Source organism: Adlercreutzia caecimuris B7, from assembly GCF_000403355.2.
GTDB classification, from domain to species: domain Bacteria; phylum Actinomycetota; class Coriobacteriia; order Coriobacteriales; family Eggerthellaceae; genus Adlercreutzia; species Adlercreutzia caecimuris.
Genome location: NZ_KE159646.1, coordinates 711,094 through 732,353 on the forward strand (window position 1 = coordinate 711,094; position 21,260 = coordinate 732,353).

The 21,260-nt window shown below is 67.2% G+C and carries 18 protein-coding genes; 1 reads left to right on the forward strand and 17 read right to left on the reverse strand.

Features of this window, described 5'->3' with window-relative positions:
• Positions 1-42: 42 nt before the first annotated feature.
• The 11 genes from dapA to C811_RS07160 form a co-directional block, all read right to left on the reverse strand.
• Entirely contained in the window at positions 43-945 is a 903-nt protein-coding gene (gene dapA, locus C811_RS07120; RefSeq protein WP_016308850.1) for a 4-hydroxy-tetrahydrodipicolinate synthase, read from the reverse strand.
• 178 nt (positions 946-1,123) lie between these two features.
• On the reverse strand, positions 1,124-1,897 hold the full coding sequence (gene dapB / locus C811_RS07125) for a 4-hydroxy-tetrahydrodipicolinate reductase (protein WP_016308851.1): 774 nt from the start codon (positions 1,895-1,897) through the stop codon (positions 1,124-1,126).
• A gap of 220 nt (positions 1,898-2,117) precedes the next feature.
• Positions 2,118-4,331, reverse strand: coding sequence for a polyribonucleotide nucleotidyltransferase (locus C811_RS07130; RefSeq protein WP_016308852.1), 2,214 nt, complete (start codon positions 4,329-4,331; stop codon positions 2,118-2,120).
• Between the two features lie 162 nt (positions 4,332-4,493).
• Positions 4,494-4,781 carry a 30S ribosomal protein S15 gene (gene rpsO, locus C811_RS07135; protein ID WP_016308853.1) on the reverse strand — a complete coding sequence of 96 codons (288 nt, stop codon included), beginning with the start codon at positions 4,779-4,781 and terminating at the stop codon, positions 4,494-4,496.
• Between the two features lie 260 nt (positions 4,782-5,041).
• Positions 5,042-5,809: a DNA repair protein RecO gene (gene recO / locus C811_RS07140; protein ID WP_016308854.1), complete on the reverse strand. Its 768-nt coding sequence runs from the start codon at positions 5,807-5,809 to the stop codon at positions 5,042-5,044.
• Between the two features lie 9 nt (positions 5,810-5,818).
• A complete protein-coding gene (locus C811_RS15730; protein ID WP_016308855.1) occupies positions 5,819-8,098 on the reverse strand; it encodes a PASTA domain-containing protein in 2,280 nt (759 codons plus the stop codon).
• A gap of 56 nt (positions 8,099-8,154) precedes the next feature.
• Entirely contained in the window at positions 8,155-9,075 is a 921-nt protein-coding gene (gene era / locus C811_RS07145) for a GTPase Era (RefSeq protein WP_031324863.1), read from the reverse strand.
• 43 nt (positions 9,076-9,118) lie between these two features.
• Complete coding sequence (locus C811_RS0102995) at positions 9,119-9,616, reverse strand: diacylglycerol kinase family protein (RefSeq protein ID WP_016308857.1); 498 nt, start codon at positions 9,614-9,616, stop codon at positions 9,119-9,121.
• Between the two features lie 2 nt (positions 9,617-9,618).
• Entirely contained in the window at positions 9,619-10,107 is a 489-nt protein-coding gene (ybeY, locus tag C811_RS07150) for an rRNA maturation RNase YbeY (RefSeq protein ID WP_016308858.1), read from the reverse strand.
• 3 nt (positions 10,108-10,110) lie between these two features.
• Complete coding sequence (locus tag C811_RS07155) at positions 10,111-11,070, reverse strand: PhoH family protein (RefSeq protein WP_016308859.1); 960 nt, start codon at positions 11,068-11,070, stop codon at positions 10,111-10,113.
• Positions 11,071-11,233: 163 nt separating this feature from the next.
• Positions 11,234-12,688, reverse strand: a complete 1,455-nt coding sequence (locus C811_RS07160; RefSeq protein ID WP_016308860.1) for a helix-turn-helix transcriptional regulator — start codon at positions 12,686-12,688, stop codon at positions 11,234-11,236.
• Positions 12,689-12,959: 271 nt separating this feature from the next.
• On the opposite strand from C811_RS07160, the gene C811_RS07165 reads away from it, so the two are divergent.
• Positions 12,960-14,765, forward strand: a complete 1,806-nt coding sequence (locus C811_RS07165) for an FAD-dependent oxidoreductase (protein ID WP_016308861.1) — start codon at positions 12,960-12,962, stop codon at positions 14,763-14,765.
• Positions 14,766-14,944: 179 nt separating this feature from the next.
• Here the strand turns inward: C811_RS07165 and C811_RS07170 are convergent, their stop codons facing one another.
• The 6 genes from C811_RS07170 to C811_RS07195 form a co-directional block, all read right to left on the reverse strand.
• Positions 14,945-16,171: a MiaB/RimO family radical SAM methylthiotransferase gene (locus C811_RS07170; protein ID WP_016308862.1), complete on the reverse strand. Its 1,227-nt coding sequence runs from the start codon at positions 16,169-16,171 to the stop codon at positions 14,945-14,947.
• A complete protein-coding gene (locus C811_RS07175) occupies positions 16,164-17,072 on the reverse strand; it encodes an RsmE family RNA methyltransferase (RefSeq protein WP_016308863.1) in 909 nt (302 codons plus the stop codon). Before C811_RS07175 ends, C811_RS07170 begins: the two co-directional genes overlap by 8 nt.
• A 12-nt stretch (positions 17,073-17,084) precedes the next feature.
• A complete protein-coding gene (dnaJ, locus tag C811_RS07180) occupies positions 17,085-18,236 on the reverse strand; it encodes a molecular chaperone DnaJ (RefSeq protein WP_016308864.1) in 1,152 nt (383 codons plus the stop codon).
• A 65-nt stretch (positions 18,237-18,301) separates the two neighbouring features.
• Positions 18,302-19,312 carry a heat-inducible transcriptional repressor HrcA gene (hrcA, locus tag C811_RS07185; protein ID WP_016308865.1) on the reverse strand — a complete coding sequence of 337 codons (1,011 nt, stop codon included), beginning with the start codon at positions 19,310-19,312 and terminating at the stop codon, positions 18,302-18,304.
• Positions 19,313-19,555: 243 nt separating this feature from the next.
• The gene (hemW, locus tag C811_RS07190; protein WP_016308866.1) at positions 19,556-20,719 is read right to left on the reverse strand and encodes a radical SAM family heme chaperone HemW; all 1,164 of its coding nucleotides are present in this window, start codon (positions 20,717-20,719) and stop codon (positions 19,556-19,558) included.
• Between the two features lie 79 nt (positions 20,720-20,798).
• Positions 20,799-21,260 (reverse strand): PBECR3 domain-containing polyvalent protein, encoded by a 462-nt coding sequence (locus tag C811_RS07195; protein WP_016308867.1) that lies wholly within the window; start codon positions 21,258-21,260, stop codon positions 20,799-20,801.

Sequence of the window (21,260 nt, forward strand, 5' to 3'; positions counted from 1 at the left end):
GCCTCAGGCGGTCCGGCGTCAACCGTTTCGGTGAAACGCGCGCTAGGCCAAGACGCCGACCTCGCGCATAATGGCGGCCAGAGCGGCCGACTGCTCGGGGGTGGCATCCACCAAAGGCAGGCGCACGCCGCCCACGGGAAAACCGACGAGCTTCAGGGCCTCCTTCACGAGGATGGGATTCGCCGTGGCGAAGAGCCCCGTCATGAGGGGCAGAAGCGCGGCGTTGGCCTCTTCGGCCTCCTCCCACCGGCCGGCCGCGGCCAGCTCCACGATCTCCTTCATACGCTCCGGAGCCACGTTGCCGATAGTGGAGATGACGCCAACACCGCCCAGGCGCATGATATCGAGGGTGGCCGAGTCGTCGCCGGAGTACACGTCGAAGCCGGCAGGGGCGCCCTCGATGATAGCCTTCACCTGGTCCAGGTTGCCCGAAGCCTCCTTGATGGCGACGATATTGTCGCAGTTGTGGGCCAGGCGCAGCGTGGTCTCGGCCTCCATGTTGATGGAGCAGCGCCCCGGAATGTTGTACAGGATGATGGGCATGTCGGTGGAATCGGCGATGGTCTTGAAGTGGCGGTAGAGGCCCTCCTGCGGCGGCTTGTTGTAATAGGGCACGACGCACATGAAGCCGTCGACGCCAAGCTTGGCCGCGTCCTGGGCGAAGTACACGGTGTCGGCCGTGCAGTTGTCGCCCACGTTCGCGATGACGGGCACGCGCCCGCCCACGGCGCGCAGCACCGCGCGGAACAGCTCCAGCTTCTGGGGATAGAACACCGTGGGGCTCTCGCCGGTGGTGCCGTTCACGATAATGGCGTCCACCCCGCCGGCAACGAGGCGGTCGGCCAGTTGCTGAGCCCGATCGAGGTCGAGTTCGAGATTTTGATCGAAGGGCGTGACCATAGCCGGAATGAGGCGGCCGAAGCGAGGATCGCGCTTGAATTCCATGGTGCATCTCCTTTGGCACAAGCCGAGGCGCGCAGTCGCGCCGGTGCGTTTCAACTGAGCTCCCATTATGCCACTGATGTTCGTATGCGGGAACGAGAGCGGTGCTAAGTTCGCCAAACGCACAAGGAGGACGGCCGTGCGAGCGACCGTCCTCCCCTTCTACGCCGGTGGCGGGGCCCTAGGCCATGAAGGTCTCCAGACCCACGATAAGCCCCTCGCGCTCCCCCACGCTGCGAATGCCCAGAAGCACCCCGGGCATGTAGGAAGTGCGGTCCCACGAGTCGTGGCGGATGGTGAGCGTCTGGCCAAGGGAGCCGAAGATGACTTCCTGGCTGGCCACGTAGCCCATGGAGCGCACCGCATGCACCGGCACGCCCTCCACGAGCGCCCCGCGGGCGCCCTCGGCGCCGGGCATCTCGGTCTCGCGACCGGGAGCCTCGCTCACGCGGGGGCTGCGGGCCTCGGCGATCAGCTGGGCGGTGCGCACCGCCGTGCCCGAGGGGGCGTCCTTCTTGTTGCAGTGGTGAAACTCCATGACCTCGGCCTCGGGGAAGTAGGGCGCGGCAGCCTTCGCGAACTCCATCATGAGCACGGCGCCCGTGGTGAAGTTCGGCGCGTAGAACAAGGCTGTGCCCGGGGCCGCGTCGGCCGCCAACTGCCCGAGCGTCTCGTTGGAAAGCCCCGTGGTGCCCACCACGCAGTCCACCCCGGCCGGCAGCGCCGCGGCCAGGTTGCCCGCCACGACGGAGGGCTGGGTGAAGTCCACGAGCACATCGGCATCCACGGCTTCCAGGGCATCGGCTACCGTGGCGAACACCGGGAAGGCGCCCGCATCGCCCGCGGCATGAGGGTCGATGCCGCAGACCACCTGCATATCGTCGGCCGCCGTGACAGCGTCCACCACAGCGCTTCCCATCCGGCCGGCGCATCCGGCCACAGCAACATTGATCATGAAGACCTCCTCTTGTTCGCAATGAAGTTCGGCGAGAGTTGAGTTCAGAGGAGGGAGGGGGCGCCTTGACCGAGCGAGTTCCGCAGCGACGGGAACAGCCCGGTGGGCTGTTCCCCAAAGCGAGGACTGTCTGAGCGAATCAAGGTGCCCCCTCCCTCCGACGGGCGGCGAGCCTCAAAAGGAAAGAAAGGCCGTAGACTTCACGGCCCTTCCCTCTCAGCTAGTTGCTCTCGTGACGACGGCGCGGAGTACGGCCGGCGCGACCGGGACGCATGTCCTCGCCGCGGCGCTCGCGACGTTCGCCGTGGCCGCGGTCCTCGCGGCGGGCCGGGGCGCTCCCCTCGGGGGCGTCCGGCTTGTCCAGACGATCGAGGGAGATCTTGCCGGTCTTCGGATCCACTTCCAGCACCACGACCTTGATGACGTCGCCCAGGTTCAGCACGTCCTCCACCTTGCCCACGCGGCCGTTGGCCACGCGGGAGATGTGCAGCAGGCCGTCCTTGCCGGGGGTCAGCTTCACGAAGGCGCCGAAGTCCTTGATGCCGACGACCTCGCCCTCGAACTCCTCGCCCACCTCGGGTTCCTTCACGATGCCCAAGATCATGGCCTTGGCGGCCTCCATGGCGGTGCCGGAGGTGGCACCCACATGGATGGTGCCGTCCTCCTGGATGTCGATGGAGGCGCCGGTCTCCTCCTGGATGCCGCGGACGACTTTGCCGCCGGACCCGATGACGTCGCGGATCTTGTCCACGGGGATCTTGATGGTCTCGATGCGCGGCGCGGTCTCCTTCATCTCGGCGCGGGGGCCGTCGATGGTGGCGAGCATGGCCTTGAGGATGTGGGCGCGGCCCTCGTGGGCCTGCTTCAGGGCGCGGGCGAGAATCTCCACGGACAGGCCGCGGGCCTTGTTGTCCATCTGAAGCGCGGTGATGCCGTTGGGCGTTCCGCACACCTTGAAGTCCATGTCGCCGAGGAAGTCCTCGATGCCCTGGATGTCGGAGAGCACGACCACGTCGTCGCCCTCCTTGATAAGGCCCATGGCCACACCGGAGACCGGAGCCGAGATCGGCACGCCGGCATCCATGAGCGCCAGGCAGCTGCCGCAGGCAGAAGCCATGGACGACGAGCCGTTGGACTCGAGCACCTCGGAGACCACGCGGATGGCGTAGGGGAAGGTGTCGGTGTCGGGCAGCACCGGCAAGATAGCGCGCTCGGCGAGAGCGCCATGGCCCACCTCGCGGCGCTTCGGGGCGCCCATGCGACCGGTCTCGCCGGTGCAGTAGGGCGGGAAGTTGTACTGGTGCATGTAGCGCTTGCCCTCTTCGGGCCAAATGGTGTCGAGGCGCTGCCACTCGTTGAGCATGCCGAGGGTGCACACGGACATGACCTGGGTCTGACCGCGCTGGAACAGACCGCTTCCGTGGACACGGGGCAGGTAGCCCGGCACGATGTAGAGCGGACGAATCTCCTCGGGAGTGCGCCCGTCGACGCGCTCGCCGGTCTCGATGATCATGGCGCGCATGGCACGCTTCTCAAGGGACTTGAGCGCGGCCTTGATGTCGCTGCCCCAGGTAGCGCGCTCCTCCTCGGTGAAGTCATTCTCGATGATGGAGGCCTTGAGCTGCTCCACCTTGCCCATGCGAGCGGCCTTGTCGGCGTCCTTCAGGGCCGCGGACATCTCGGCCAGGTGCGCGTCCACCCGCTCGGCCACCGACGGGTCGGCGGCGTGGATGGTGTAGTCCATGGGAGTGGGGTTCACGCGGGCGAGGAAAGCGGACTGCTTCTCGCAGAAGGCGGCGATGGCCTCCTGGCCGAAGGTCATGGCGGCCAGCATGTCCTCCTCGGAGATCTCCTCGGCGCCGGCCTCCACCATGGAGATGTAGTCGGCGGTGCCCGCGATGGTCAGCTCCAGGTCGGAGGTCTCCATCTCGGTGTTGGTGGGGTTCACGATGAACTCGCCGGTCTCGGCGTTGCGGCCGATGCGCACTGCGGCGGCCGGGCCGTCGAAGGGAGCGCCGCCCACGAGCAGGGCCGCCGAAGCGCCGGCAACGCAGATGGTGTCGGGCAGGTTCTCATCGTCGATCACGAGCGGGGTGGCAACGATGTGCACCTCGTTCTTGTAGCCGTCGGGGAAGCCGGGACGGATGGGACGGTCCACCATGCGGGCCACGAGCGTGCCGTGGTCGGAGGGCTTCGCCTCGCGCTTGAGGTAGCCGCCGGGGATGCGGCCCACGGCGTACATCTTCTCGATGTAGTCGACGGTCAGGGGGAAGAAGTCGTAGTCGCGCTCCTGGTTGGAGACGACGGCGGTCACGAGCACGCTCGTCTCGCCGCAGGTGACGAGCACAGCGCCGGTGGCCTGCTTGGCCAGCTCGCCCGTTTCCAGGCGGTACTGCTTGCCGTACAGCTCGAATTCTTCAACGATCTTGGTCATAGCTTTTTCTTTCTCTTCTCCTTTCGCGCCTCATTGCGCGAAGGCTTCCTTCGGCGGCAGGCTACTTATATTCCCCCGCCCCCGCGACCGCGCGCGCCTCATGCGCGCCGCGACCGCTCTATACAGCAAACGGGGCCCCGCGGGGCCCCGAACCTGCTCGAACTAGATGTTATCGCGGATACCGAGCTTCTTGATGAGCGCACGGTACTCGTCGATGTCGCGGTTCTTGATGTACTTCAGCATACCGCGGCGCTTACCGATGAGCATCATGAGGCCGCGGCGGGTGTGGTTGTCCTTCTTGTGAACCTTCAGGTGCTCGGTGAGGTTGCGGATGCGCTCCGAGAGAATCGCCACCTGGACCTCGGCGGAGCCGGAATCCTGGTCGTTCTTGCCGAACTCCTTGATGAGCTCGGCGGTGCGCTCGCGGGAGATGCTGTCGCGATTGGCCATGTCTGCCACCTTTCTTCTGCGGGCGTACGACCCGCCTCTTCGCCGCTTGGCGCGGCCTTCCGTTGCGTCGCATCCGAGCGGGAAAGCGGGTGGCGCATTCGAGCTAGGACGCGATGGGCTGTTTGCACAGCTTGCCCAGTATAGGCGAGGTGCGGCGCACCCACAAGCGGCAATTCCGCGAGCGTCACGTTTTCTGCATAGACGCCTGCCGCCGCTTTGCATGGGGGCGCGGGCCGTGCCGGGGAGCCGAGGGCGGCGCGCTAGAACAGGCCGCTCGTGAAGAGAAACTCCAGCGACTTGAGAGGCGCGCCCACATGGGCCCGCACGAGGGACTGAACAAGATGGAGCACGGCGAAGCTGGCCGAGATGTCGGCTGGGCCGGCGGCAATGGCATCGAACGTGCTCGCAAGGAAGTACTGCGCCCAGCACAGCGTGGCCGCATCGACCGATTCAGTTTCTAGCGACGGGCGGCAGGCGGGGCAGGCCACTCCCCCCTCGATAGCCGAGAAGGGCAGTCGCGCGCCGTCCTCGAGCGCCACAGGCTCGCCGCAGCTGACGCATACCTCCAAGCTCGGCCTGAGGCCCGAGAATGCGAGGGTCTTCAGCAGCGAGGCAGCCGCCACGGCCAGGACGTGCGCCTCATCGGCGGCATCCATAGCGCGAAGCGCCCGGTCGGTCGCCTGAAACAGACGCGGGTTCTCCAGAGCGGGCTGGGCAACGCGCCCGAGCAGCTCCAACACGGGCATGGCCGCCGTCGAGGACTCCACGGTGCGGCGCAGCCTATCGTGGGCGGCCGCAAGCCGTGCCTCCTTCACGATATCGAGGCTGCGCCCCCGGGCGCACAGAAGATCGACTGCGCAGAGAGGCTCGGTACGGGCCGCAAACGAGCTCTTCGGCTTGCGGGCGCCCTTGGCCACGGCCTTCGCAAGCGAGCCGTCCTCGGCGAGCATCGTGAGAATGAGGTCGCTCTCCCCCAGTTTCGTGCGTCGCAGGATAAGGGCGCGCAGCCTATAGGTGGGCTGGGACACGTCCGCTACCTAGTACTTGATGGCGGGATCGGCCGTGGTCACCTCGTTGTCGCCGTTGAAGGTGAGGCTGCCCTCGATGGTCACGCGCTTGTCGTCCTCCACGCGGGTCGTGCCCTTGCCGAAGGGCAGCTCCACATCCTCGTACTGATGCGCCTCGCAGGTGTAGCGCACTACGTCGTCGCCGGCGTAGGTCACGCTCGAGACGCTGTCGATGATGAAGCGGCCGTCGTTGCTCTTCAGACGCGCGCCGGGCAGGAAGGATTCCGCCAGGGCCACGAGCTCGTTGCCGCGCGATTTGGCGATGTAGAGCGTAACCTCCGATCCGCTGTCGAGCTGCGCGCCGGCCTCGGGCTCGGTGGAAAGCGCGGTGCCCTCGGGGGTGTCCTCGGTATAGGACCACAAGGTGGTCACCTCGTAGCCCTCGTCGGAGAGCGTCTCCTTGGCGGCGTCGGTGTCCATGCCGGCCACATCGGGCACGGTGAAGGGCACGGCCACGGTAACGGTGACAGGCTCGGTGGAGAGCGCCTCGGTGCCGGCCTTCGGCGACACCTTGAGCACAGTGCCCTCGGCCTTGTTCGACTTCTTCTCCTTGTACTCCACCGCGGTGAAGCCCTCGGCGCCCAGCGCGTCGGCGGCCTCCTGCCGGGTGAATCCCTTGATATCGGGAATGGCGCGCGGGACGGCCACCTCCAGCACCACCGTGGAGCCCTCGGCGATGCGGGCGCCCCCGTTCGGCGCCTCGGAGAGCACCGTTCCGGCGGCCTCGTCGGACTTCACCTCGGTCGTCTCGACGGAGAAGCCCTCGCCCTCAAGGGCGGCTACGGCCTTATCGCGGGTCATGCCCACCACGGCGGGCACGGTCTTTCCGCCCCAGATCTCGGCCATGTAGGTGCCTCCGGCGAGAAGCGCGAGAGCTGCGCCGAGGGCAACGGTGACGGCGATGACAAGCGGGGCCTTGCGTCGCTTCGGCCGAGAAGCGGCCCGCTCGGCCGCGCGCGCGGCCTTTGCAGAGCGCTTCTCGGCCGTCTGGGCGGCTTTTTCCGCCGCGCGCTTGGCCCGCGCCGCCCCCTTCGCCGCCTTTGAATCGGCAGTTTGCCGCGAAGCGCCCGGAGCCTCCTTCGACTCGGCGGCCCGCGCCGCCTCGGCGGCATCGGACGAGGCGCCTGGGTCGCCGGCGGCATCGGCCGAAACGGATGCCGCCGGTTTGACCGGAGCGCTGCTGTCGGAAGCGGCCAGAGCGCCGCCGTCCGCCTCAGCGGGATCGGCCAGCGCGAGGCCCCCCGCGGCATCGGGGTCCGCAGGTTCGCCCGAAGCGCTCTCGATGGCCCGTTCGCCGGCAACGGCAAGGCCCGTCTCGGCCCCCGGCAGCTCCAGGGCCGCCTTCGACGCGGGGGTGCCCGCGGGAATGCCGGCAGAGCGGCGGCGCTTGCTCGTGCGCTCGAAGAGGCTGACCACGCCATCGCCGGTCATGAGCACGGTGTCCAAATCGGCTGCGGGCAGCGCCATGGTGGCGTCGCCGTCGTCGGCGGCCGCAGCGCCCCTCGCGGCGGCACGGGGCTCCTCGGAGGCGGCGAGAGCAGGGCGATCGGCAACATCGCATGCGGCAGGCGGCTCCTCGCAGACGGCGCTCTGCTCGTCGAGCGCCGCCTCGGCGGCGCGGGCTGCCTCGAGAGCCTCGGCGGCTCGAGCCTCCTGCTCGGCCAAAGCCGCGGCGCGCTCGGCCTCGCGTTCGGTCCGAGCGGCCTCCTTGGCCGAGCGCTCGTCTTCCTTGCGCTGGGCCTTGGCGAACTTCTTCTCGAGACGGCGCTGCTCGCGATCGCGCTTGCGCTGCTCCCGCGGCGAGAGGCCCAGCGTGTAGTTGCGGGGCCGGGGCACATACTCATCGTGGATGACGGGGATCTCGGCAGTGTCGCCGGCAGCTGTGGCCGCAGGAGGCACGTAGCTGGAGTCGACGAGGCGCTCGAATCCGGAGAAATCGGGCTCCCGCGGCGGCTCTGGCAGCGGGTCGACCAGATGCGCCACCGAGGAACGATCCAGAGGACCGGTGGCCGAAGGCACCACCTCGGGTATCGAGGAGACCCTGCCGATAACGCCCGTGGCATCGGAAGGCGTAATGTCGGGAACCTGCACGATGGGCGGCACGTCGGTCAGCGCGGCTTCGCGGCGCCGTTCCCGTTCGGCCGGGTCGGGCACCTGGGGCACCCGATCGCTGGACAGGAACACGTGGCCGCACTTCTCGCAGAAGGCGGCATCGTCGCTATTATCGAAGGAGCAGTGGGGGCATCTCATCTACGGTTCTCCTCTTGGGTACGCAAATCAAGCGTATTGTAGCGCAGATACCGTTTCTACGCGCCCTCTCCGTAACCGAATCGGCGAATTTGATTCGCGTCGCGCCGCCAGTTCTTCCGCACCTTCACCGACAGATCCAAAAACACCTTCGATCCCAGCAGAAGCTCGAGATCGCGGCGGGCCTCGGTGCCGACGCGCTTGATGGCCGCGCCGCGCTTGCCGATGATGATGCCCTTCTGGCTGTCGCGCTCCACGTAGATAACCGCGTAGATGCGGTAGAGGTTCGGCTTCTCGAACTCCATCTCCTCCACCCCGACTCCGATGGCATGGGGCACCTCGTCGAAGAAGTTGCGCAGCACCTTCTCGCGGATGAACTCGGCCACCATCACTTCCAAGGGCTGATCGGTCTCCATGTCTGCGGGGAACCACGCCGGCCCCTCGGGCAAGAGGAACTGCACCTCTTCCACGAAGGCGTCCACGTTGCGGCCCGTGGTGGACGAGAGCCCTACCATGGCGTCCCAGTCGCACAGTGCCTCGGCCGCCTCGCGCTGGGCGCTGATCTGGGCATCGCTGGCCATATCGGTCTTTGAGAGCACGCAGATCTTCGCCGAGCCCTTCGCGGCCCGCACCTGCTCGGCCACCCACTCGTCCCCTCGGCCGATGGGTTGGGAGGCGTCGATGAGCATGGCCACCACGTCCACGTCCTCCAGGGCCTTGATGGCCGAGGTGTTCAGCTCCTCGCCGAGAGCGTCCTTGGGCTTGTGCAAACCCGGCGTGTCCACGATGATCATCTGCATCTCGTCGGTGGTGTACACGGCGCGGAAGCGGTGGCGCGTGGTCTGGGCCGTATTGGAGGTGATGGCGATCTTCTTGCCCATGATGGCGTTCAGGAGCGTGGACTTGCCCGCGTTGGGGCGTCCCACCAGGGTGACAAATCCGCTCTTGAAGTCGGGGTTGGTGGGGAACGAGCCCCCCATGGGGTTTTCAGCGAAGTAGGCGTCGAGGTCCATGCATATCCTTTCAGAGCAGGTGGAGAAGCGGGGGCAGGAACACGATAAGCCCGATGACGGCCGCCCCCGCGCTCGCCAGGAGCACCGCGCCGGCCCCGGCGTCCTTGGCTGCTCGGGCCAGGGGGTGCCAGGCGGGGCTGGCCAAGTCGGTTACCGATTCCACAGCGGTATTCACCACTTCGGCCGTTGCCACGAGAGTGATGGCGGCCACAATGGCGAGCCATTCGGCTCGGGAGATCTGCAGGACGAGGCCGGCGGCCACCGCTGCCAGGGCGCAGGCCAGCTGGATCTTGAGATTGCGCTGGGAGACGAAGGAGTATCCGATGCCGCGTGCCGCGCAGCGAAACGCGCACAGCAACGGAAAGCGCCCTGTGCCGTCAGTGCGGCTGTCGGCGGCAGTGCGCACCACATGGTCGCACCGGCAGCTCCTTCCCGACTCGCCGGACGCCGCCGCAGGATTCTCGGCACCGGCAGATGGGGCCGGGTGCCGACCCTCACCGCCGGCCACCGCTAGCGACTCTCGTCCAAGGAGGGCAGATCGCGCTCGGACCAGGCGGTCAGCAGCTCCTTCTCACGGCCCTCCATCACCTCGGCCTCGTCGTCTTGGATGTGGTCGTAGCCGCACAGGTGCAAAAGCCCGTGCACCAGCAAGAGGCTGATCTCCTGCTCGAAGGAGTTACCGTACTCCTCGGCCTGGCGGGCGGCCACATCCGGCGCGATGATGATGTCGCCGAGCTCGTAGATGGGGCAGGCGGGTCCGTCGGCGGCGGTCATGTCGTCAGCGATGTTGTCGCATTCGAAGGAGAGCACATCGGTGGGGCCCTCGATGCCGCGGAACCGCTCGTTCAGCTCGGCGATAGTGGCATTGTCGACGAAGCTGATGGACACTTCCGTGTTCGCCGGCTTCCCCTCGCTTTTCAGCACGAACTGCGCAAGCGATGCCAAGGGCAGCTCGGCCAGCTCCTCTTCGCCATAGGTGAACGTGATCAGGATATCCATGGACTATCTCGCCTTTCTGTCCGCACGCTCGTAGGCGGCCACGATAGTGGCGACCAGGCTGTGGCGCACGACGTCCTTGCCGGTCAGATCGCAGAACGCGATATCTTCGATGCCCTCGAGAATGGAGCGCACCTGCACAAGGCCGCTCGTCCCTCGGGGCAGGTCGATCTGGGAAACATCGCCGGTGACGACGATTTTCGCTCCGTTGCCGAGGCGCGTGAGCGCCATCTTCATCTGCTCGGGCGTAGTGTTCTGGGCCTCGTCCAAGATGATGAAGGCGTCGTTCAAGGTGCGCCCGCGCATGAAGGCCAGAGGCGCGATCTCGATGACCCCAGCCTCGATGAGGGAGGATGCCTTCTCCATGTCGAACATGGAGTACAGCGCATCGTAGAGCGGGCGGATGTAGGGGTCCACCTTCTCGAAGAGGGTGCCGGGCAGAAAGCCCAGGTTCTCGCCGGCCTCCACGATGGGACGGGACAGCACGATGCGACCCACTTCCTTACGCTTCAGGGCCGCCACCGCCATGGCCATGGCTAGGTAGGTCTTTCCCGTGCCGGCAGGTCCCACGGCGAAGGTGACGGTGTTGTTGCGGATGGCGTCCACGTAGTGCTTCTGGCCGGCGGTCTTCGGCCGAATGGCGCGCCCCCGAAAGGAGAGCAGCACGTCGTCGCGCAGGGCCGCCGGGGCGAACTCGGCGCGCCGCAGAAGCTCGATGGCACGGCGCACCGAGTCGGCATCGGGCACCTCGCCCTGGGACGCCATGCGAAACAGGTCGGTGAGAAGCGCCGTGAGCTGCTGCACCTCGATGGGGTCGCCGGCAAGCGCGACGGTGTCGCCGCGTACGGTAATGCGGGCATCAAAGGCCCCCTCCATCAGGTGGAGCATCTCGTCGGCCTCGCCCACCACAAGCGCCATGTCTACCCCCGACGGCGCCGTGAGCGTTGTCTGCGTCAAATCAGTCATACTCGCTATTGTACCTCATCTTGTGCGCTTGCAACAGAAGCCCTTTGAGCCGCCCGCATCGCACCGCGAAGGCAGGCAGCTGAAGTTCGCGCAAGCGGGCGCGCCGCAGGCGCCCCTTTCCCGCGCAATGCGCCCAATTCGGCTCTTTTCGGCGGGGCTCGCGCTAGCCTTCGGCGCGCTCCTCTTCCACGAGGTTGATGAGCTCCTGTTGGGAATGGACGTTCAGCTTGCGGTAGATGGCCTTCACGTGGCTTTTCACCGTTTCGTCGCCGATGACGAGCTCCTTGCAGATGAAGGCGCGGTTGCGCCCGCGGGCGAGCAGGCAGAACACATCGGTCTCCCGAACCGTCAAGCGGCTCCGGCGCGACAGGGCGTCGCAGGCATCCTCCAGAGTGCGCCCCTCCGCGGCGCGCGCCTCTTCTTCCATGGGTCGCACCGAGCCCCAGCCCGTCGAGGCGGATCGGCCGCTGAACACGAACAGGCTCACGATCAGCGTAGCGAAAATGACCGCCGCGGACAACATGGCCAATGCGCCGTCGCCCACGAGAAATCCCAAGCCGAGATCGGCTGCGAGCGATCCGGCGAGCTGGCCTATCTGGATGGCCAGCAGCCCCCAGGCGCACACCCAGGCCGCCGGCAGCTTCTCCCGCGCGGCCAGCACGGCCCAGATGGCCCAGAGCACCAAGTAGAAGTATTGGTAGCCGAACTGGTACACGGCGGTGCCCACAACGGACAGCGGCTCGCGCAGAGGCAGGAACAGGAAGCCCGCGGCCACGAGCGGCAGGGCCACTTGATAGGTCAGGTGATCGAAGTCCATGCGATAGACCACGCTCGTCACGTAGAACGCGCCCGCGGCGGCCACGATGGCGACGATGTTCAGCGCGTCGCGCACAGCGATCCACGAGGGGCCGACGGGAGCCATGAGTCCTTTCATGAGTCCGAAGGAGAACCCGAAGAACAGGGCTACGAGCACTAGCGGCACCGGTATGCGCGCCCGCACGCGCACGTTGAGGTACTGCTGGGGCAGGCGGGGGCGGCGGCGCGTCTGATCGAGGTAGATGCCCATGCTGACCACAGGCAGGGCCGCCACGGCTACCTGGGAGGCCATCGGCGGCAGCACGGCGAGAAGCCCGTAGGCCGCAGCTCCCAGGAAGATGGCCGCCACGAAGCAGCGCGCCAAATAGCGCGGCCCGCATTCCGCCAGCCGCTCGCCCCACAGCACCACGACCGTGGCGCTGCCCACCCCGGTGAGAACCGCCCCCATGAGGTAGACCGTCGACGCGGCCTCGGGACGCACCAGATCAGGCACAAGCGATGCGCACAGGGTGCCGAGAGCCGTCAGCGCGGCACCCTCAACGGGCAGCGAGCGCAACTCCGAGAGCGGATTGCGCACCCGGGCAACGAGGAGGAGCGCCGCGATGGCCACCACGTTCGAGAACAGGGACAGCACCCAGAGCGGCTCCAGCATGCTAACGGGCGACAGCACCAGCGATTCGAGGGCTGCTCCCTCGTCGTAGAAGCGGTTGCTCCAGAATACGCACCAGATCCAGGCCCAGTGGGCTGCAAAGCCAAGGGCGTCGGGCGTGAGCCACCGGCGCCGTCGTTCATGTATTTCCATAGCTGCTTATCCTCCCGCGCCCATTATACGCGACCCCCTCTCCCTCACTGCTTTTGGGGAGGAAAAACCCCTCCCCCCAGTCGGGGGAAATCGGGGTCGAGGGAGGCGTTCCCCCGGCCAGCGGGGAGACACCGTCCTGTTCGTGGCGTTGAATCAGAGCCAGGCGCCCATGGTGGGCGCCGACATCGGACGGGACGCGCTCAGGGGAGCACGGCCGATGTCGTGCCCGGCAGCCAGCCGGGTTGGGAGGAATCCATTAAGGAGGATCGTCATGACCAACGAACAGAACAGCGGCATCTCCCGTCGCGCCTTTTTGGGCCTCGGCGCCACTGCCGCCGCCGTGGCCGGTCTTGCGGGCTGCGCGCCCCAGACACCGGTCGAAAGCGCCGCAGGCGGCGAGACGCTGTCCCAGACCGGCGGCATGCCCATGGCCGACAACGGCGCTTCGGCAGGCCCCGACACCCAGGGCCTGCACAGCTGGGAGATCGCGCCGGAGCCCATTCCCGCCGACGAGATCACCGCGACTGAGGACACCGACGTGCTCGTGATCGGCGCGGGCCTGGGCGGCTGCTGCGCCACCCTGGCCGCTCTGGAGGAGGGCGCGAAGGTCATCACCATCGACAAGAACAGCGAGCAGGCCATCGCCCGCGGCGTGCATATCGCCGGCTTCCACACCAAAGTCCAGGCCGACCTGGTGAAGCAGGGCCTGCTGGAGGAGCCCGACTACGTGCACGTGGTGCGTCGCTGGATCAACTGGGCCCAGGGCCGCGTGAAGGAGCCGCTGCTGTGGGAATACGCCCGCAAGTCCGGCGCCTGCTTCGACTGGCTCTACGACATCGCCAAGGCCCAGGGCCTGGAGGCGCTTTTGTGGGACGGCTACTACAAGGGCCCCGATTACACCGAGTACCCCGTCACCCACATCTTCTACAAGGAGGGCATGCTGGAGGAGACGGTGAACTTCACCTTCTACCAGGGCTCCGGCGTGGGCGACGTGTACGGCAACGCCGTGCTCGTGCCCGCCCTGTACGACGCCATCGCCGCCAACGGCGGCGAAATCCGCTGGGAGACCAAGTCCGAGCGCCTCGTGCGCGACGGCGAGGGCCCGGTGACCGGCGCCATCGTGAGCACGCCCGAGGGCATGGTGCAGATCAACGCCAAGTCGGTCGTCATCGCATCGGGCGACTACGCCGCCGATGACGAGATGTTCCAGTACTACGCCCCCATGACCGCCTACGCCATGGACGCCCGCTACTACAATCCGCCGGACTGCGACACCGGCGACATGCACAAGCAGGCCATCTGGATCGGCGGCGCCATGCAGCGAAGCGAGCCCCACGCGGCCGTCATGCACCTCGACTTCGGTGCGGCCTCCTACGGCTTCCTCCACGTGAACTGGGAGGGCAAGCGCTTCAAGAACGAGGACGTGAACACCCAGTCCAAGTCGGTCACCAAGGCCCTGCAGACCCAGAAGGAGGCCTGGACCATCTACGACGCCAACGGCCTTAAGGCCGTGAAGCAGCAGATGGACGCCGGTCTTGGCGGCGGCCTGCAGTGGGGCCAGCTGACCCAGCCCGTGGGCGGCGAGTACAACCTGGAGGCCCAGGAGATCGTGCTTCAGGGCGAGATCGAGAGCGGGCTTACCCAGACAGCCGACACCCTGGAGGAGCTGGCCGGCCTCATGGGCGTGCCCGCCGAGAACTTCGTGGCCACCGTGGAGCGCTACAACGAGCTGTGCGATCTCGGCAAGGACCTCGATTTCGGCAAGCGCCCCGAGGTGATGGCCAAGGTCGTGGAGCCCCCGTTCTACGCCGGTAAGCTGGAGGCCGACCTGCTCACCATGTGCGGTGGCCTGCGCACCGACCTGGAGACCCACGTGCTCGATGCCAACGACCAGCCCATCGAGGGCCTCTACGTCTGCGGCTCGGCGGCCGGCGACTTCTTCGGCGCGGGCGACTACCCCACCTACGTGCCCGGTATCGGCCACGGCCGCTGCGTGACCTTCGGCCGTATGGCCGGCATCAACGCCGCCGGCGGCAACGCCGACGAGAAGATTCCGGACTTGGATCTGTTCGCCTAGGGCATTCCCCACGAGTGCGTCGAGCGCCCCTCCCCTCCGCTTTCGACGCACTCGATCCCACCTCAAAGAGGCCGCTGCGCGGAAATCCGCAGCGGCCTCTTTTCCATCGCCGAGGGCCTATGAGCGCGATCCGGCGGGCGTTCTGGCGCGATACGAACCGCTGCCGGAGCGAAAGGGGCCTACAGCGTAACGGCCACGAGCGCGCCCACGGGTGCGGCGGGATCGACCGCCACCTCATGGTAGCTCTCGGTGGTGGCGTGGCCGGGGCGCTCTACCAAGGCAAGCTCGGCGGTACCTGCCCGCGCGGCGCGGTCGGCCGCCGCGAGCTTGTCGGAGAGGGCGCGCAGCACGGCGGCACGGGCGGCCTTCACATCGGGCGCCACCTGGTCGGGGCGCTCGGCTGCGGGCGTCCCCTCGCGCCGCGAGTACGGGAACACGTGGATCTTGCTGAAGGCGGCGTAGCGGGCGAGGTCGCAGGTATCGGCGAAGTCCTCGTCGGTCTCGCCGGGAAAGCCCACGATGATGTCGGTGGTGAGCGCTATTTCGGGCACCATGGCGCGCAGGTAGTCCACAAGCTGGCGGTACTCCTCGGCGTCGTAGGGGCGGCCCATCTCCCGCAGCACCTTCGACGAGCCCGATTGCAGGGGCAGGTGCAAATGGCGGCAGAGACGTCCCCCGGCCTCGGCGAGAAGGCCGATGAAGTCCATCGACACGTCCATGGGCTCGACCGAGCCGATGCGGAAGCGGCAGGGCTCCTCGTCGGGGCCGTGCAGGTCGGCGGTCTCATCCAAGAGGCGCCGGCAAAGGTCGGCCAGATCCAGGCCGTCGGCGTCGTAAGACCCCAGGTTGATACCCGTGAGCACGATTTCCCGCACCCCGGCCCGCGCCAGGGCCACGGCCTCGGCCACCACCTCGTCGCCGTTCCGACTCGTCGCGCGGCCGCGGGCCACGTGCACGATGCAGTAGGTGCAGGCGTTGTCGCAGCCGTCCTGCACTTTGATGCCGATACGCGTGCGCCCGTCGGCGGGCAGCACCGAGACGGCGCCCGCGGGAGGTCGTGACGGGAATGCGCCCTCTTCCAAATAGAGCGCCATGCCGGCTTTCGGGACTACGGTCACGCGGCTTCCCAGGGCCTCGTATGCCGCCGCGTCGATTTCCGTTGCGCAGCCGGTAACGATGACGGACGCCTCCTCGTTGGAGGCCAGGGCGTGGCGCACGGCCTTGCGGGTCTTCTTCTCGGCCTCGCCGGTGACCGTGCAGGTGTTCACCACGATGAGGTCGGCCTCGGCCTGGGACGACGGCGCTCCCCCGCATCCGGCGAGCAACCGCTCGAAGCCATCGGCCTCCACGCGGTTCACCTTGCAGCCCAGATTCACCACGGCGAAGCGGAAGGCGCCCCTACGCATCGGCGATCTCCGCCGACGAGAACATCGCCGCGAAGCCCTCGGCCGCTGGCGAGGGGGCCGGGAGGACCGCCCCCGCATCTTCTTCGACCCGCTCGATCTCAGCTCCCGCAGGGCCGTTCCCCATACCGCCCAGCTCGTAGAGCGCCAGGGCCGGGGCCACGATGCCCGCCGTCTCGGTGCGCAAGATAGAGGGCCCCAGCGTGACGAGGCGGGCACGGGGGTTGCTCGCCAGAAACGCACGCACCTCCTCCTCGGCCAGGCCGCCCTCGGGACCCACCACCACGGCGATGCGGGCATCGGCCGCAGGGGTGCGAGTGGCGGCGAGAGCGCCCTGGATCGCTTCGCGCAGGCTCGCGCTGCCGGGCGCCTCCTCCCAGCACACGAGCACGGCCGTGGCCTCGGCGAGCATCGAGGCCGCCTCCCCCACGGTCATCGGCTCGCTCACCTCGGGAATGCGCGCCTGGCCCGACTGCATGGCGGCGCTCTTGGCGATAGCCCGCCATCGCTCGGTCTTGGCCGCGGCCTTCTTGCCGTCCAGTTTCACGACCGAGCGCCTGCAAGCCAAGGGCACGAAGGCGGCCACCCCCACCTCGGTGGCGTGGCGGATGACCGTCTCCATCTTATCGCCCTTGGCCAGCCCCTGGAGCAACATCACGCGGGGGCCCTCCTCGACCGCCTCCTCATGGCGCGCGATGGACACGAGCGGCAGCCCGTCGGAGAAGTCGACGATCTCGCACTCGAAGTAGTCGCTGGCGGCATCGATGACCGCCACGTGCTCGCCCGCAGCCAGTCGCAGCACCTTCGCGTGCTTCGCGTCGTCGGTCGCCAGCCGCAACGGAAACACCGCTTCCGTCTCGGCAGCAAGCACCTGGTTTTCCAAAAAGAAGCGGGGTAGAGACACGGATTCGCTCCCCTACTCGAAAATGTCCCGCAGCTTCTGCAGCGGCGAGCGCCTCTCGTCCACGGTCTCGCCCATCTCGGCGGCCAGCTCCTCCAAAAGCTCGCGCTCGCGCTTGGAGAGCTTCGTGGGAATCTCCACATCGATGTGGGCGAACAGGTCGCCCCGCACGTCGCTCTTCAGGCGCGGCATGCCGAAGCCCTTCACGCGCACCACCTGATCGTTCTGGCACCCCTCGGGGATCTTCACCGTCACCTTCTCGTCCTCGTAGATGCCGTCGATCTCGATGTCAGCGCCGAGGGCCGCCTGCACCATGGGCACGACGAGCTTGCAATGGAGGTTGTCGCCGTCGCGCTCGAAGAACTCGTCCGGCGCGATGCGCACGGTGACGATGAGGTCGCCGGCCGCCGCCCCCTGCATGCCCGCCTCGCCGAAGCCGTGGATGCGCAGCTGCTGGCCGTCGCGGATGCCCCGGGGCACCTCCACCGACACGCGCTGGCGGTCGGGCACGCGGCCCTGGCCCTCGCACTCGGGGCAGGGGTTCTCGATAATGGTGCCGGTGCCGTGGCATTCGGGGCAGGTGGTGGCCGACTGCATGTCGCCGAGGAAGGTGTGCTGCACGGTGACCACGCGGCCGGTGCCGTGGCACTCCTCGCAGGGCACCTCCTTGCCGCCCTCCCCAAGGCCCGTGCCGTCGCAGTCGGCACACGGCGCCAAACGATCGTAGACGATCTCCTTTTGCTCGCCGGTGGCCGCCTCCTTCAGGCTGATGCGGATGCCCACGCCCATATCGCGGCCGTCCTTGCGCACGGCACGGCCGCCCCCGGCGGCGGCGCCCCCGAAGAACGTGGAGAAGATATCGCCCATGCCGCCGAAGCCGCCGCCGAACAAGTCCTCGAAGTCGATGTTCACGCCGCCATAGGGGCCGGCCCCGCCGCCCGCAGCGCCAGGGATGGTGCCGAAGCGGTCGTAGGCGGCCTTCTTCTGGGGATCGGAGAGCACGTCGTAGGCCTCGTTCAATTCCTTGAACTGGTCTTCGGCGTCGGGTGCCTTGTTCACGTCCGGATGCAGCTCCCGGGCGCGGTGGCGGAATGCCTTCTTGATCTCGGCTTCGGAGGCGTCGCGGGAGACGCCGAGGATTTCGTAGAGGTCCTTCGTTGCGGCCATAGGGGAACGTCTTGCCTTTCCTTCGAATCAGGGGTGCGGTCGGTGGTGCGGAAGCAAAAGCGCCCTCACTCGTCGTGCAGCACGCACTGGGCGGCGCGCACGGCGCGGATGGCGTTTTGGTAGTTCATGCGAGTGGGGCCGATGACGGCGACGACGCCCTCGCTCCTGCCGCGCCCGTAGGGGCACGCCACGATGGACACGCCGGCAAGCTCGCTTGTGGGGTTCTCATGCCCGATGCGCACCATGATCGGACCGTCCTCGCCTACCGCATCATCGAAGGCGTGGAAGAGAACGCGATCGTCCTCGAGCACCTCCATGACGGGCAAAAGCGCCTTGGCGTCACTGAACTCCGGCTGGCGCAGAAGCGACGAGATGCCCAGGCTATGGGCGCGGCTGGCGTCGGCGTCGCCGAGGCAGTCGACCACCTCGTCGATGATGAGCTGCACGAGCGGGTCGCGCAAGGCCTCGATGGCGTTCTCGTCCAGCTGGCGACGGGCATCGCGAGCGGTGCGCCCCACGAGCACCCGGTTCAGCAGGTTCTGGGCACCGGCCAGCTCGTCGGCGGACACCTCCTCGGTGAAGGAGACCGTCCTGTTCACCACCTGGCCGTCCTCGGCCACCACGATGATGATGGCCTGCCACGGGGAGAGCGACACGAGCGTGATCTGATGGATGCGACCGGCGAGCACCGAGGGCGCCATGACGATGGAGAGGCAGTCGGTGAGCCGCGAGAGGGCTGCGCCCGTGCGCTCCATGAGGTCGTCGAGCTCGGTGGCGCTCGCGCGCAGCTCGTCGATCATGGCCTGGTGCGGCCGCTCCTCCTGGGCGAGCCCCGATTGCAGAAGCTCATCGACAAAGGTGCGGTAGCCCGCATCGGTGGGCACGCGGCCGGCGGAAGTGTGCGGCTGTTGGATGAAGCCGGCATCTTCCAGGGCCGACAGGTCGTTGCGCACCGTGGCCGGGCTCACACCCAGGCGGTGCCGCTCGGTCAGCGTGCGCGAGCCGACGGGCAGGGCGAACTCGATGTAGTCCTCGATGAGCGCGCGCAGCACCCTCTGGCGTCTCTCCGACAGCATCGCCTCTCCTCTCGTGGCGGCTCGAACGACGCGGAAAGCCGAGAGCTGCCCGCGCATGATTACCCGATGACGCCATTTTAGCAACCTCGTACCGAGAGTGCTAATGCAAGCGCCCATCTTGACGCAAGCGACACACACAGGCAGGTGGAAGGCGCCCCTCCAGGTTGCAGCATATACAGTCGCCAGCGAAAACCCGCTTCGCTCAGGTGCACACTGGTCGCAGGGGCGGGCGGTAGCACGCGATCAGGGCGCCAGGTCGAGCAGGCGGCCGTAGAGCTCGTTGCCGCAGAGCCAGCCGCGCTCGGTGGGCCGTATGCGGCCGCCGCGGTGCTCGGCGAGACCGAGGACTTCCAGCTCGGCGAAAGCGGCGGCCACCGAACCCGCAGCCGTCGCGCCGTCGGCAACGCCTGGCGCGCCCGCATCCGCCCCGTCGATGACGGCCGCGGCGGGCGCCACCTGGGAAAGCGGCACGCCCACAGCCCGCCGCATGCCCAGCATGAGATCCTCGGCCGCCATCTGTCGCGCGTCCAGGTCGTCCACCACCCGGCCGTCCTGCACCCGTATGCGCCGCTCGGCGTTCTGGGTCATGGTGACAGCCGAGCGGCCCATCCCCAGGTAGGGCACCCCGGTCCAGTAGGCGGTGTTGTGGCGGCTCGCGAGGCCGGGGCGGGCGTAGCTGGCCACCTCGTAGCGGATGAAGCCGGCCTCCCCCAGGATGCGCGCCGCCGCCTCCATGCACGCAGCCTCCACATCGTCGTCGGGCTCGGCCATCTCGCCGCACATGACGGCGCGATCGAAGGGGGTATGCGGTTCAATGGTGAGCGGGTACACCGACACATGGGTCACGCCGAGGGCCACGGCCTCGCGTACCGAGGCCTCGAAGGAGGCAAGGCTCTGACCGGGAATGCCGCCCATCAGGTCCACCGACACATTGTGAAACCGCGTCTGAGCCGCCCGCACCGCCGCGCGGGCCGCCTCGGCGTCGTGGGCGCGCCCGAGGATGCGCAGCACCTCGTCGTCGAAGGACTGCACGCCGATGGAGAGACGGTTCACCCCGAGCGCCCAGATGTCGCGCACCATGGCCTCGGTCAGACTCTCCGGGTTCGCCTCCATGGTGCACTCCACCTCGGGCGTAAGGTGCATAGCCGTGGAGAGCGCATACAGCAGCATGGACAGCCGCCCCATGCCGATATGACTCGGCGTGCCCCCGCCGATATACACCGTCTCGATCTGGCCGAGCTCTCCCTCCTTCGAGGCGCGGCGCAGCTGGAGCACGAGCGATTCCACGTACTCGTCGATGGCCGGGGAGTCGCGCTCGGTGGCAGCGGTGGCGAAATCGCAGTACCCGCACCGCCTCACGCAGAACGGGATATGCAAGTAGAGGGCTTTGTAAGGATCGTAGGGCATGTTGCCACCTCACAGTATGATGCTATAATGAAGCCATCGTCGGGGTCGTTGCGGACGTAAGCCCAAGGGAGCCGTAAGGCTAGCATGAGGCACCCGACCGATTTTCCTTCCACATCGTTTTTATTTCCAATTTTCTCTTTCCGCGCTGAACAGTGACCAGATACACTGTGCCGCCGATATTCTTTTTCAACAGGAATTTCTTGTTTCCAAGCTTATCGGTGTCGGTATGTTCGCACGAGTCGAACTCGTTCAGAACTCGGGGGATACAGCTAAAATCATCGGGCACAATCGTGATTTGTCCGCGTTCCTCTTCATCAGATCCGTGCTTGCGCTTAATGTGACGGATATCGCTATCTGTTATGAATACGGATAGCAACGCCTCTGGAAGATAGTCGCTCATGTGATTGACGAGTTTTGAGCTTACGTCGATGCTGATGTTAATCCTTGCGTCGCTACCGTTCCAAACGCTTTCCGCCGCGCCGACGAGAACATCGGATTCAGGGTAGCGCTCCGCCATGTCACACGCATAAGACCTGTTCAT